This window comes from Paenibacillus sp. JDR-2, from assembly GCF_000023585.1.
GTDB lineage: Bacteria > Bacillota > Bacilli > Paenibacillales > Paenibacillaceae > Pristimantibacillus.
In genome coordinates this window covers 3,000,819-3,012,930 of record NC_012914.1, presented here as the reverse complement: position 1 = coordinate 3,012,930, position 12,112 = coordinate 3,000,819, and the positions used below count along the sequence as shown (strand labels likewise).

Here is a 12,112-nt window from a genome sequence, read left to right as displayed (position 1 = left end):
CACACCCCCTGGTACGGGGTTCAGCTCCATTACCCCAAATAGCAGGCTTTTTCCGTGTTACAGCACACTTCGAGTGCGGCGGTCCGATCCTTAACCCCGAATAGCAGGCTTTTTCCATGTTACAGCACACCCCCGGGTACGGCGTTCAGCTCCATTACCCCGAATAGTAGGCATTTTCCGTGTTGCAGCACACTTCGAGTGCGGCGGTCAGCTCTCTTACCCCGAATAGCAGGCTTTTTCCGTGTTACAGCACGCGTCCGAAAACAAAAAAGAGCCGCCCCGACAAGGGGCGGCCACTTTCTATTTACAGCTTATAGATATCCTTATATTTACGCTCGAGATAACTTACCAGATGCTGAGGATCCAGCGGCTTGCCTGTAACGCTTTGGATGATCTCCGACGGCGACTTCAGCTTGCCGAACTTGTAGATGCGCTCGGTCAGCCATTCCTTGATAGGAAGCAGCTCGCCGCGGCCGACCAGGTTCCAGAAGCCGTCAAGCTCCCGTTCCATGGTGTCGGCGATTTGCGCAGCATACATATTGCCAAGCGAGTACGACGGGAAGTAGCCAAACGCGCCGCCGGACCAGTGTACGTCCTGCAGCACGCCTTCCGCGTTGGACGGAGGAACGATGCCCAGGTACTCTTTGTACTTGTCGTTCCAGATCGCCGGCAGATCGGCTGCTTTTGCGCCTTCATTAAAGATCATTTTCTCGATCTCGTACCGAATAATAATGTGCAAATTGTACGTCAGTTCGTCCGCTTCGATCCGGATCAGGGATGGCTGCACGACATTGATGCCGCGGTAGAACTGTTCCACCGATACATCCAGCTGGCCAGGGAATTTCTCCTGCAGCTTGCCGAAATACTGTTCCCAGAACGGCTTGCTGCGTCCGATGACATTTTCCCAGAAGCGCGATTGCGATTCGTGAATGCCCATCGATGTGCCCGTGCACAGTGTAGTGCCGATCAGCTCAGGCATAATATTTTGCTCGTACAAGGCATGTCCGCCCTCATGAATGGTACCGAACAGCGCGCTGGTCACATCATCTTCCAGGTAACGGGTCGTAATGCGGACATCGCCCGGGTTAAGCCCGGTTGCAAACGGATGAACGCTCTCGTCGAGGCGGCCGGCTTCGAAGTTGTAGCCCATCTGATTCAAGATATACAAGCTGAACGCTTTCTGCGCCTGCTTATCGTATTTTTGCCCGAGGAAAGAAGTATCCGGCTGATGCGGGGACGCCGCAATTGCCGCAGCAAGCGGAACCAGCTGTTCGCGCAAGCCGCCAAACACGCGGTCCAGCTCTGCCGTTGTCATTCCCGGCTCGTATTGGTCAAGCAAGGTATCATAGCGGGTTGCTTTTGGCCCCCACAGGTCAATAAATTGCTGCGTATAATCGATTACTTTTTCCAGAAGCGGCTGGAAGCTGGCGTAATCGTTGCTTGCTTTGGCTTCCTCCCACTTGGATTCCGCCTGCGAAGCAAGCACAACGTATTCCTGGTAGAGCTTTGGTGGAATTTTGACGCTTCGATTGTAGTCTTTGCGCGTTTCGCTAACGAGTTTCCGTTCAATATCGGATAATTGCTCCTGTGCAGCAGGCTGCTCCAGTTCGTTCAAATATTCGCCAAGCTCGGGCGAAGTGGAAAGCTTAAACATATCGCCGGACAAAGCGCCGATAACCTCCGAGCGGGTATCCATTCCTTTGCGCGGTGCCCCGGTCCGAAGATCCCAATACAAAACGCCTAACGCTTCTTCGTAGCTTTTAATTTTACGGATTGTCTCCATAAACTTTGCGGTTATTTCCTTATGTACCGTCATTATTCCATCCACCTTCCCTATTCCAAATTTGCTCATTTTGAACAGAGCCTATCTTGATCTTAACGATTACAAAACGTATAATCAACTTTAACCTTTTTTTGTCGTTAATAGAGTAAAGAGAAGGAGAGAATACTACCATGCGCATAACTTTTACTCCTGCTGCCGTTAAGTCGCTCACCCCTTACATAGAGGATGGCCGCAAGCAGCTTAAACTGCTGCATGATACCGAAGGCTGCGGCTGTGTCGTCAGCGGTGTCCCGGCTCTTCAGCTCATTGGACAAGGCGGGCCGGATGACAGGCTTGCTCAAGGCGACCCGTTCCCGTTCTGGCATGAGCCTCGCCATGAAGTGTTTTTCGAGCCGGAGCTCCGTATTGATTACGATGCTGCGCGTAATGCGTACAGCCTTAAGAGCGACAGCCAGATCTATACGCTTGACCTGCGTTTTCTGAAGAACTAATTATTCATCGTTATTATCAGGAGGTAATTCAAATGAACAATCTGGAAAAAATCTTGAACCACAACAAAGCTTTCGTCGAAAACAAGGAATACGAACAATATCTTACGGATAAGTTCCCTAACCGTAAAATCGTTGTTGTCACTTGTATGGACACCCGGCTCGTTGAGCTGCTTCCTAAGGCATTAAATCTGAAAAACGGCGATGCCAAAATTATCAAAAACGCCGGTGCGATTATTACGCAGCCATTCGGCAACATTATGCGCAGTGTCCTTGTAGCACTCTATGAGCTGAAAGCAGACGAAGTGTTTATTATTGCGCACCACGGATGCGGCATGACCGGCATTGATCCGGAGACGGTTGTTGGCCACATGCTGGAACGCGGCATTTCCGAGCAAACCATCAATACGCTGCGTCATTCCGGCGTGGACCTGAATCGTTGGCTGACCGGCTTTGACAACCTGCGTGACAGCGTTGTGAAGAGCGTTAGCATCGTACGCAATCACCCGCTTCTTCCGCCTAACACTCCGGTACACGGCCTTGCCATTCACCCGGACACAGGCGCGCTTGACCTGATCGTGGACGGCTACGAAAATAGAACTTAACCAAAAAGGAACCGGGCACGTGGTTATTCCACGGTCCGGTTCCTTTTTTTCGTTTCGATGGCCGCTGTCCTTTCCGCTAATACTTCGCTGCGGTCCCTTAATTTATGCCGGTGTATTAACGCTTCCGCATCCATGGAACTGCTGCTTCCCCATTCCGCCTGCAAGGCATTACATAATTGAATGCATTGCTGTTCAAGCTCGGGATCCGTTACGATAAGCGTTATATCTTGATAGGGCAAAGATTGACCGTCCTGCAAATATTCATATCGGTGCGAAAGATCCGCGATAGTCCGCGTTCCGTCCAGACCTAACTGCTCAAGCGAAGGCTGGTCCAGCTTACCGAGTGCCTTTTCATACATTTTTACCGCACCCTTTAAATTTCCCCGCCGCTCATGATATTGGCCAACCGCAAGCTGAATGAGTCCAACCCACAACAATGCCCGCGGATCGTCCGGATGTTCCTTCCAGTGCTCCTCCAGAAGCTCATGGCATTCGAAGAAATCCCGCGTTCCGTTAAACTCCGCTAAGTACGATAAATAAGCAGATGGATAATTCATAGGGGTTCTCTCCTTTGCATATATATGATTTGGTATATTGTGTACAAAAATATTTTGAAACCTCCGTTAATATTAGCCGTAAATGTGTATCATAGCAATTAATGAGCTACACATCGAAGCAGGAGGAGACGTACACAATGAAAAAAGGGTTATTGGTCATCATGGCTTTCGCTTTGTTCCTGACATTTGGTTTAGGGCAAGCGGATGCGGCAAAACGCGGCGGCGGATTCAAATCGCCAAAACAAAGCTACACGCAAACTCCTAAGAAACAAGCTAACGTACAGGAGTCGACTTCCGGTACAAAAACTGGTGCAACTACGAATAAAACCGGTGCTACAACAACGAACAAAGGCTTTTTCAGCGGCGGCGGCTTTATGAAGGGTATGCTTATCGGCGGTCTCGCAGGCATGCTGTTCGGCGGTCTGCTTGGCAATATGGGCGGTATGGGTCAGTTCTTCGGCCTCCTTATCAACCTGATTGCGATCTTTGTTCTGGTAAGAATCGTTATCTCGTTGTTCCGAATGTTCAAGAAAAAAAATAATCCCGATACGCGGAGACCTTACTAAATGACGAGAATTTACACGGACGAAATTATAAATGCCGTTTGTCTGCATATGGCAGATCGAAGAGGCGTGCAACCTTCGGACGTGGAGGTGCAGCTGGCCTGGGAAGAAGAGTACGGCTTCACCGCAGAAGTATGGGTTAACGGTCGGAGCCAATATATCATTGAAGCGAATTTGCTGGAAGCAATCGAGCAATACATGTACCGGCAGTACAACCGCCGCGTCTTCCGCACCAACATCAAGCTGGATGTGGACGAAGAGGAAATGTGGGCGGATATCGAAGACTAGCCGGGCACAAGCGTAAACGGCTGCGCCGTCCTTAGGAGGGGCAGCATACGTTTCGCGAATGAAATATTATATTGTGAAAAAAGCCTCCAATCCGTATGGGTTGGAGGCTTTCCCGTTCTTAAGCGGTTCTAAGAATTGCCCGATTGCTTATCTTCTTGTCTCTTCCGGTCATTCGCCCATGCCTGTTCAACGGCTTCTCGCGCAATATCCCGCTTCGGAAGATTAAGGTAAATAATGAGCAGCAATATCGAGTTCATCAAAGTTAATATGAATGTCAGCACAAGCAAAGGCGCTTCCCTCCGGTTCGTTCAAGCTTGTTATAACGTTTTCTCTAACAGGCCTCATTTTCCTATATTTTCTACCCCTTCCTTACATATTCCTCCTATACTGGCCGCCAATTTCAAATAACGTACCTGTGATTTGGCCGATCGAGGCGCTTTTTACAACCTCCATCAAGGCTTCGAACAGATTCCCGCCGGATACCGCCGCCTCCTTCAAGTGCTCCAGCGCGCCGGAGCACTCCTCCTGATGCTTCATCTGAAAGGCTTGCAATTGGCGGATTTGAGACAACTTCTCTGCCTCCGTTGACCGTGCCAGCTCGATATCCGTGTGTATTTCTTCGGGATTGGGATTCAGGAACGTGTTCACTCCGATAATCGGCAGCTCCCCGGCATGCTTTTTCTGCTCATAAAATAACGATTCCTCCTGGATCTTACCCCGTTGATACTGGGTTTCCATTGCGCCCAGCACGCCTCCGCGCTCATGAATGCGCCAAAACTCCTGCAGAACAGCCTCCTCCATCAGATCGGTAAGCTCCTCCACGATAAAAGAGCCCTGCAGCGGATTCTCGTTTTTCGCCAGTCCAAACTCCCTGTTGATAATAAGCTGGATTGCCATTGCCCGGCGGACGGAATTCTCCGTAGGGGTTGTGACCGCCTCGTCATACGCATTGGTATGCAAGGAGTTACAATTATCGTAGGTGGCCATTAACGCTTGGAGCGTGGTCCGGATATCGTTAAAATCCATTTCCTGCGCATGCAGCGAGCGGCCTGACGTCTGGATATGATATTTCAGCTTCTGGCTGCGTTCGTTAGCCCCGTATTTATATTTCATGACGGTTGCCCAGATGCGCCGCGCCACGCGCCCCATTACGCTGTATTCGGGATCAAGCCCATTGCTGAAGAAAAAAGATAGATTTGGAGCAAAGTCATCAATCGACATTCCCCGGGCCAAATAATACTCGACATAAGTAAAGCCGTTCGCCAGCGTAAATGCCAGCTGCGTGACCGGATTGGCGCCGGCCTCCGCGATGTGGTAACCGCTTATGCTGACGGAATAATAATGGCGTACGCCATGATCGATAAAATATTGCTGGATGTCTCCCATCATTTTGAGCGAAAATTCCGTACTGAAAATGCAAGTATTCTGACCTTGATCCTCTTTCAAAATATCAGCCTGCACCGTGCCGCGAACGGAATGCAGCGCTCCCGCCTTAATGCTCCGGTATTCCGTTTCATCAGGCTGACGGCCGTTTTCCGTTGCGAATTTTTCCACCTGCTGATCAATCGCCGTATTCATAAACATGGCAAGAAGGATAGGCGCCGGCCCATTAATCGTCATCGACACGCTGACGGAAGGATGACATAGATCAAAGCCTTCGTACAGCTTCTTCATATCCTCAAGCGTACAGACATTAACTCCGCTGTTCCCGATTCTTCCGTATATATCGGGGCGGTCGCTCGGATCCTGGCCGTACAAGGTCACGCTGTCAAAGGCAGTGGAAAGCCGCTTGGCTTCATCATTCCGGCATAAATAATGGAACCTTCGGTTCGTCCGCTCCGGCGTGCCTTCTCCTGCAAACTGGCGTTTAGGATCCTCGTCGGTTCGCTTGAAGGCAAATACACCGGCCGTATACGGGAAATAGCCCGGCAAATTCTCCTTCAATAACCAACGGAGCAGTTCGCCCGTCTCATGGAATTTGGGGAGGCTGACTCTGGGCACGGCGCTGCCCGAAAGCGATTCCAGCACAACCGGCCGGTAAAGATTGCGAATGGTCGGCCAATCGGCCAGCTGCTTCCGGCAATCCGAATGCAGCTGTTCTTCCCATTCCGCTGCCATCGCATCAAGCTTATCCGCGAAAAGTGCCGTTTCATCTCTCGTCAGAAGCCGCTCCTGATTGGCATAAATCAGCTGTCTCGTGCCCTTCAGCTGAGCAAGCGTGCGGACAACCGCAACTTGTTCCTCGATATCCTTCTTATATTGACGTACCGTCTGAACAATCTCGCGCAAATATCCGGTTCGATCCTGCGGAATGATCATGTTTCTCTTTGTTGCCCTTATACCGGAATCCTCCAGCCGAACCGGCCAGCTGCCGCCCATTTTGTCCTGGGCAAGACGCATCACATGCCGGAAGAGCATCGTTACACCGGGATCGTTAAACTGACTTGCCATTGTACCGAATACGGGAAGCTGCTCGTTAGGAACCCTGTCAAGCCGTCTGCTTCGCTTGTACTGCTTGCGGACATCCCTCAAGGCATCCTCGGATCCTTGGCGCTCAAATTTGTTTATGACGATAACGTCGGCGTAATCAATCATATCTATCTTTTCCAATTGGCTAGGTGCTCCGTATTCGCTGGTCATGACATACATGGCGATATCGCATAGCTCCACAATGGCGGCGTCTCCTTGGCCAATCCCGCTGGTCTCGACAATAACAAAGTCGTATCCCGCTTGCTTGACGATCGCAATCGCGTCACCTGTGGCTTCGCTGATCTCCGACTTTGATTTTCTTGTCGCCATGCTGCGCATGTAAGCCCGCGGATCATGTATGGCATTCATTCGGATTCTGTCCCCAAGAAGAGCCCCGCGGGATTTCATCTTGGTCGGATCCACGGATATGACGGCAATGGAGCGGTTCGGAAAATAGTCCAGGAGCCGGCGTACAAGCTCATCCGTCAAGGAGCTTTTACCTGCCCCGCCCGTTCCGGTTATCCCTAACACCGGCACTCCGGGGACTTGTTCCCGCAGCTGCTGCAATACGGCAACGGTACAGTCATCGGCAGAAGCGCCCGCAGCCTGATCCTCGGCCGAGGAGATCAGTCTTGCAATGGCTCCCCAATTGCCCTGCTTCACTAGCCTTAGATCCTGTTCAGCCTGTCTTGGAGTCGGATGATCGCATGCTTCAATCATGGCATTAATCATCCCTTGCAGCCCCATCCTGCGGCCGTCCTCCGGTGAGAACACTTTGGCGATGCCGTATCGCTCCAACGCTTCAATCTCGGAGGGAATAATAACCCCGCCTCCGCCTGCAAATATTTTGATATGCTCCGCTCCGGCCTGCTTCAGCACATCAAACATATAAGTTAAATATTCGATATGACCGCCCTGGTACGAGCTGATTGCAATGCCCTGAACATCCTCTTGTATCGCTGCGCTTGTCACTTCCTGAACCGACCGGTTATGGCCGAGGTGAATAACTTCAACCCCGGAGGCTTGCAGAATCCGCCTCATAATGTTGATTGATGCGTCATGCCCGTCAAATAAAGCGGCTGCCGTAATAAATCGCACATGGTTTTGCGGGCGATATACGGGTATTTCCATGCTGGTTCCCGCCCTTCCGATCAGGTTATACCGCTTCGACTCCATCCATCCTATTATTACAATATTCGTTTGCGGGCAAGTGATGCCGTGTCCATGCTTATCTAATTGTATTTACAATCGAACGCGTGTTTGGTAAGATATTTTATGGTAATATTTACTATTTTCCGTGGGAGGAATCGTTTATGCCAGTTAAGCCTCATCCCGTTCAAGCAACGGTCGGATCCATTTTCATTCATGTCCGCAACATGGAGAGAGCCGCCAATTGGTACGCAGCACTGCTTGGTATCGAACTTGCCGATCCGTCCTATGACAGCGTTTTTCCGCTCAAAGTTGACAATACTTTTTTGATTCTTGACGCTAACCGTACAGATTCCTTCCAGCCCACCGAGCTTCCGCTTTTTTCTTTCCCAACGGATGATATCGAGGAGACGATCGCCTTCCTAAATGACTTGCAGGTTGAGATGGTTGGCGAGCCGGAACGTTTTCCCGATATTTCTTTTGTTACGGTGAAGGATTCGGAAGGCAACCATTTGATGTTCGTGCAAGAGCTGTAATAGAAAAAGGCAGTTCCCGTTGCGTAACAACAGAAACTGCCTTTTAAGTTATGCTTTGCGGAATGCCAACACCGCATTAACCCCGCCGAAACCGTAGGAATTCGATACGGCGGCCTCGGCCTTCACTTCTCTTGCCTGACGTGCAACCAGATCAATCTCGGCCTCCGGATCCGGTTCGCTCAAATTCGTTGTTGGCGGCAGCCAGCCTTGATTCAAGGAAAGCAGCGTAATCGCCGCTTCTATTGCGCCGGAAGCTCCAAGCGGATGACCGTACAAGCCTTTTGTTCCGCTGACCGCAACCGGACGGCTGCCAAATACGCTTCGGATCACCTTTGATTCCGTCACATCATTAAGCAGCGTTGAAGATCCGTGCGCATTTACGTACGAGACGTCATCCGGCGACATATCCGCGCTCGAGAGCGCCAGCTTGAGCGCCCGGGCAGCTTGCGCACCTGTAGGAAGAGGCGCGCTCATATGATGGGCGTCGTTAGTTAATCCAAAGCCAGCCAGCTCACCATAGATCCTTGCGCCGCGGGCACGGGCATGATGCTCGGCTTCAATAACAAGAATGGCGGAGCCTTCTCCCATGACAAAGCCGTCCCGGTTCCGGTCAAACGGTCTGCTTGCGCTTGCCGGCTCTTCATTGCGCGTCGACATCGCGCGCAGCATATCGAAAGCGCCAAAAGACAAAGGAGCAAGCGGTGCTTCCGAGCCGCCCGCCAGCACGACATCCGCTTCGCCGCGCCGGATGGCCTGCAAGGCCCTGCCAATAGCAACCGCACCCGAGCCGCAGGACATCGCATTTGTTTCGTTAGGTCCGGTAAATCCGAACTCCATCGCGAGATTGCAGGAGGCTGCCCCGCCAAATACGGAGAAGCCAAGCGTTGGCGACACGGAACGGAAGCCGCCATGATAATATTGCCCGCATTGTTCCTCCGCAAAAGCGATTCCGCCTAGGGCCGAGCCCATAAAGACGCCGGCCCGCTCGGTTTCCAAATCCTCCGCATCCAGTCCGGAATCGCGAAGAGCCATAATTCCGCCGGCTACAGCCAGCTGGGAATAACGATCCATCCGGTGCGCCCGTTTCTTGTCCATAAAAGCCGTCGCGTCAAAATGCGGAATTTGCGCGGCAATCCGGCTGCGGAGCCCTTCCGGCACAAATCGGTCAATCGGTTTGACGGCGCTTTCTCCCCGCTGCACGCCTGCCCATAACGCTTCGACTCCTATGCCAATCGGGGTTACGCAGCCGATACCGGTTACCACCGCTCTAATCTCGTTCATATTAGCCCACCTCTTCCTGTAAGTCTTGTTGGTTCCCAAGCTCTTCGATCCGCTGTTTCAGCCCCTGCAAAGTCCGGTCCGCAATCGCATAGACGAATACCTCGCCGATCATGTCGGCTGCCAATCTTCTGCCAAGCGGCGGCTGCAGCCAACGATGGATAATCGTCACTTTTACCTGCTTCTTCTCATCCTGTTGTGCCTCTATCAGCCATTCGACTTCCATTCCGGTAGTAACGCCTCGAATATGCTTGTAATACACCGAGCATAACTGCTCGTCCACATTCATTTCGCTAACCCACCAGACCGGCCATTTAAACGGCTTAAACGGTCTTACCGCTTTCATCATGACTAGTCCGCCCCGGTCGCTGCTGCCCTGCTCGAACTGTACTCCCCGGTAATGCGGAAGCAGCACCGGCCAATTCTCCACCTGCCGGGCATACCGGAAAGCCGTTTCTTTATCGCAATTTATGGTGATTTCATTACGGGTATACATGTATTCGTCTCCTTCGGGCAATCTCCGATGATCTCGGCGAGCTTATTGGTCAGCAACGAGGAAGTTCCGATGACTCTAAGGGCTGAGCGCCATAAGAGAGGATGTCTGGTCAAACGTTCAATGATGTGCTGCAGTCTGGTGCCGGTTGCAAACTCAGCCAGATTGGCTATTCTATATTGCCTGAGCGGATCGGGATCACGCGTCTGAAGCGTCTGTACAATGGCGGGTGCGGCCAGCTCCGCGCTTCTTAATGCCCGATAGATTCCTTGTCCGGTTAACGGGTCGTAATAACCCGCCGCATCGCCGAGCAGAACCATACCCGCTATGTCATGAGGAATAACCGGTCTGTCGAAGGGGCCGCATGCCAGCACGCCGTCTTCGATTTCCGCATCCCTCAGCCGTTCCGTCAGCTCCGGCACAGCCCTCGCCTCGCGGAGGACTATGCCGAGACGGTCTTTGTCCGCTAATGAAGCCGCCTTGGCGCTGCCAAGCACAACGGTCATATTCGCCAGCCCGGCGCCAATCGGGGCGAGGCCTATGACTTTTCCTTCGCCGGCCGTAAACAGCTCGACCCTGCCATTTAATCCTCGCACCCCATTCAAACGCGCCGTAAAAGCAGCTTTGCGGAGCGATCCGTACCGGTTCACCTTGGCGTTTCTCGCCACAACCGACCGCAGGCCGTCACTTCCAATGACAAGGGAGGCGCGTATGGACATCGGCTTGCCTTCCGGGGAGCGGGCGATTACGCCAGCCACCCGCTCTCCTTCCCAGATCAGGCGCTCCACTTTCGTTCGTTGTTCGAATACCGCACCCGCGCGGCTGGCCTGCTCGGCAAGCCATAGATCGACCTGTTCTCTGCGGCATCCCACTCCATAATGGCCTTCCGGATATACGGCTTCTAGCGAAGCTCGTCCGCTGCTTACTTTCCAGCCTTGAATCGGACTGGACGTGAAATCAAAGGCCTCCTGAACATGCGAGTACCCCGTTATTCTCCCAAGGGCGGCAACCGCGCCCGGATTCAAAGACTCGCCGCAAGGCTTGCGCCGCGGGAAGGCTTCCGCATCCAGCATTAATATGCGAACCCCGCTGGCAGCCAGCATTTTGGCGGATGCGCTGCCGGAGGGCCCGGCACCTACAACTATGACGTCATAGCTATTCATGGCCAACCACGGCTAGCCGGAACGGAAAATGTTTATGTACCGCAGCGTTTACGCCAGCAAGCTCAACCAGCCGCCGCGTCTCCTGCGGAGTGAAGGAGCGCATGACCGACAGCGGTCCGTCATGTCTCGTTACCGGGCTCTTCCATACGAATTTGGCCAGCAGCTTGGCTGCCAGATAAGCGAGTCGATGCCTTTCCAGATCCGTGACTACCCAGCCTGCGCGGGTCACGCGGGCCATTTCGGCGAACAGCTTAATGGCCGATTGCTCATCCAGATGATGCAAGGCGAGATTGCAAAAGGCCAGATCAAAGCTGCGGTCTGCAAAAGGCAATGCGGTTGCGTCCGCATGCAAGACTTCAATGGATGGATGCGCATCCGTACGGCGAGTAGCCAGCTGCACGATTTGCGGATGGTTGTCCACGGCGACAAGCGAGACGCTCCTTCCTCTTTTTTTGCACCAGTCAACGAAAGCAACCGGAAGATCCGCGAGACCCGTGGCCACATCCAATACCCGTACCGGTTCGCTTGGCGCCAGCTTGCGCATCAGCCTTTCCAAATGAACAAACAAAGCCGGATTTCCGCCAAGATACCGGTTGACGCCCCACACTTCCCGGAGGCTCTTTTCCAGCTCCACCGGTTCTACACTATCCCCATCTAGCCACTCCTTCAGGTCCAGCCGTTCGAACAGCTGTGCCATGCCATCACCTCATCCAGATTTTCCCTACATGCCCTTATTGTTA

The 12,112-nt window shown here is 52.5% G+C and carries 13 protein-coding genes; 5 read left to right on the top strand and 8 right to left on the bottom strand.

Features of this window, described 5'->3' with window-relative positions:
* Positions 1–304: 304 nt before the first annotated feature.
* On the bottom strand, positions 305–1,816 hold the full coding sequence (locus PJDR2_RS13180; protein WP_015844195.1) for a carboxypeptidase M32: 1,512 nt from the start codon (positions 1,814–1,816) through the stop codon (positions 305–307).
* Between the two features lie 137 nt (positions 1,817–1,953).
* Here PJDR2_RS13180 and PJDR2_RS13175 point away from each other — a divergent pair, with 137 nt between their 5' ends.
* Entirely contained in the window at positions 1,954–2,274 is a 321-nt protein-coding gene (locus PJDR2_RS13175; RefSeq protein WP_015844194.1) for an iron-sulfur cluster biosynthesis family protein, read from the top strand.
* Between the two features lie 32 nt (positions 2,275–2,306).
* Positions 2,307–2,876, top strand: coding sequence for a beta-class carbonic anhydrase (locus PJDR2_RS13170; protein ID WP_015844193.1), 570 nt, complete (start codon positions 2,307–2,309; stop codon positions 2,874–2,876).
* A 23-nt stretch (positions 2,877–2,899) separates the two neighbouring features.
* Here PJDR2_RS13170 and PJDR2_RS13165 read toward each other — a convergent pair whose 3' ends face one another.
* Complete coding sequence (locus PJDR2_RS13165; RefSeq protein ID WP_015844192.1) at positions 2,900–3,433, bottom strand: DUF309 domain-containing protein; 534 nt, start codon at positions 3,431–3,433, stop codon at positions 2,900–2,902.
* Positions 3,434–3,570: 137 nt separating this feature from the next.
* On the opposite strand from PJDR2_RS13165, the gene PJDR2_RS13160 reads away from it, so the two are divergent.
* On the top strand, positions 3,571–3,999 hold the full coding sequence (locus tag PJDR2_RS13160; protein ID WP_015844191.1) for a hypothetical protein: 429 nt from the start codon (positions 3,571–3,573) through the stop codon (positions 3,997–3,999).
* Entirely contained in the window at positions 4,000–4,284 is a 285-nt protein-coding gene (locus PJDR2_RS13155; protein WP_015844190.1) for a YxcD family protein, read from the top strand.
* 128 nt (positions 4,285–4,412) lie between these two features.
* On the opposite strand, the gene PJDR2_RS33155 is transcribed toward PJDR2_RS13155, so the two are convergent.
* Together PJDR2_RS33155 and icmF are read right to left on the bottom strand one after the other, a co-directional pair.
* A complete protein-coding gene (locus PJDR2_RS33155) occupies positions 4,413–4,571 on the bottom strand; it encodes a hypothetical protein (RefSeq protein ID WP_015844189.1) in 159 nt (52 codons plus the stop codon).
* Positions 4,572–4,653: 82 nt separating this feature from the next.
* Positions 4,654–7,884, bottom strand: coding sequence for a fused isobutyryl-CoA mutase/GTPase IcmF (icmF, locus tag PJDR2_RS13150; RefSeq protein WP_015844188.1), 3,231 nt, complete (start codon positions 7,882–7,884; stop codon positions 4,654–4,656).
* A 182-nt stretch (positions 7,885–8,066) separates the two neighbouring features.
* Here icmF and PJDR2_RS13145 point away from each other — a divergent pair, with 182 nt between their 5' ends.
* Positions 8,067–8,438: a VOC family protein gene (locus PJDR2_RS13145; protein WP_015844187.1), complete on the top strand. Its 372-nt coding sequence runs from the start codon at positions 8,067–8,069 to the stop codon at positions 8,436–8,438.
* 48 nt (positions 8,439–8,486) lie between these two features.
* On the opposite strand, the gene PJDR2_RS13140 is transcribed toward PJDR2_RS13145, so the two are convergent.
* The 4 genes from PJDR2_RS13140 to PJDR2_RS13125 are packed head-to-tail and all read right to left on the bottom strand — an operon-like array spanning position 8,487 to position 12,069.
* Positions 8,487–9,719 (bottom strand): beta-ketoacyl-[acyl-carrier-protein] synthase family protein, encoded by a 1,233-nt coding sequence (locus tag PJDR2_RS13140; protein ID WP_015844186.1) that lies wholly within the window; start codon positions 9,717–9,719, stop codon positions 8,487–8,489.
* Position 9,720: 1 nt separating this feature from the next.
* A complete protein-coding gene (locus PJDR2_RS13135) occupies positions 9,721–10,212 on the bottom strand; it encodes an SRPBCC family protein (RefSeq protein WP_015844185.1) in 492 nt (163 codons plus the stop codon).
* Entirely contained in the window at positions 10,185–11,372 is a 1,188-nt protein-coding gene (locus tag PJDR2_RS13130) for an NAD(P)/FAD-dependent oxidoreductase (RefSeq protein ID WP_015844184.1), read from the bottom strand. Before PJDR2_RS13130 ends, PJDR2_RS13135 begins: the two co-directional genes overlap by 28 nt.
* Positions 11,365–12,069: a methyltransferase domain-containing protein gene (locus PJDR2_RS13125; RefSeq protein WP_015844183.1), complete on the bottom strand. Its 705-nt coding sequence runs from the start codon at positions 12,067–12,069 to the stop codon at positions 11,365–11,367. Before PJDR2_RS13125 ends, PJDR2_RS13130 begins: the two co-directional genes overlap by 8 nt.
* Positions 12,070–12,112 lie beyond the last annotated feature (43 nt).

Excerpts from the sequence above, each read along its gene's own strand:
- PJDR2_RS13175 (WP_015844194.1), top strand. The coding sequence starts at position 1,954 with ATGCGCATAACTTTTACTCCTGCTGCCGTTAAGTCGCTCACCCCTTAC.
- PJDR2_RS13160 (WP_015844191.1), top strand. The coding sequence starts at position 3,571 with ATGAAAAAAGGGTTATTGGTCATCATGGCTTTCGCTTTGTTCCTGACA.
- PJDR2_RS13125 (WP_015844183.1), bottom strand. The coding sequence starts at position 12,069 with ATGGCACAGCTGTTCGAACGGCTGGACCTGAAGGAGTGGCTAGATGGG.
- PJDR2_RS13180 (WP_015844195.1), bottom strand. The coding sequence starts at position 1,816 with ATGACGGTACATAAGGAAATAACCGCAAAGTTTATGGAGACAATCCGT.
- PJDR2_RS13165 (WP_015844192.1), bottom strand. The coding sequence starts at position 3,433 with ATGAATTATCCATCTGCTTATTTATCGTACTTAGCGGAGTTTAACGGA.
- PJDR2_RS13170 (WP_015844193.1), top strand. The coding sequence starts at position 2,307 with ATGAACAATCTGGAAAAAATCTTGAACCACAACAAAGCTTTCGTCGAA.
- icmF (WP_015844188.1), bottom strand. The coding sequence starts at position 7,884 with ATGGAAATACCCGTATATCGCCCGCAAAACCATGTGCGATTTATTACG.
- PJDR2_RS13145 (WP_015844187.1), top strand. The coding sequence starts at position 8,067 with ATGCCAGTTAAGCCTCATCCCGTTCAAGCAACGGTCGGATCCATTTTC.
- PJDR2_RS13135 (WP_015844185.1), bottom strand. The coding sequence starts at position 10,212 with ATGTATACCCGTAATGAAATCACCATAAATTGCGATAAAGAAACGGCT.
- PJDR2_RS13140 (WP_015844186.1), bottom strand. The coding sequence starts at position 9,719 with ATGAACGAGATTAGAGCGGTGGTAACCGGTATCGGCTGCGTAACCCCG.
- PJDR2_RS13130 (WP_015844184.1), bottom strand. The coding sequence starts at position 11,372 with ATGAATAGCTATGACGTCATAGTTGTAGGTGCCGGGCCCTCCGGCAGC.
- PJDR2_RS13155 (WP_015844190.1), top strand. The coding sequence starts at position 4,000 with ATGACGAGAATTTACACGGACGAAATTATAAATGCCGTTTGTCTGCAT.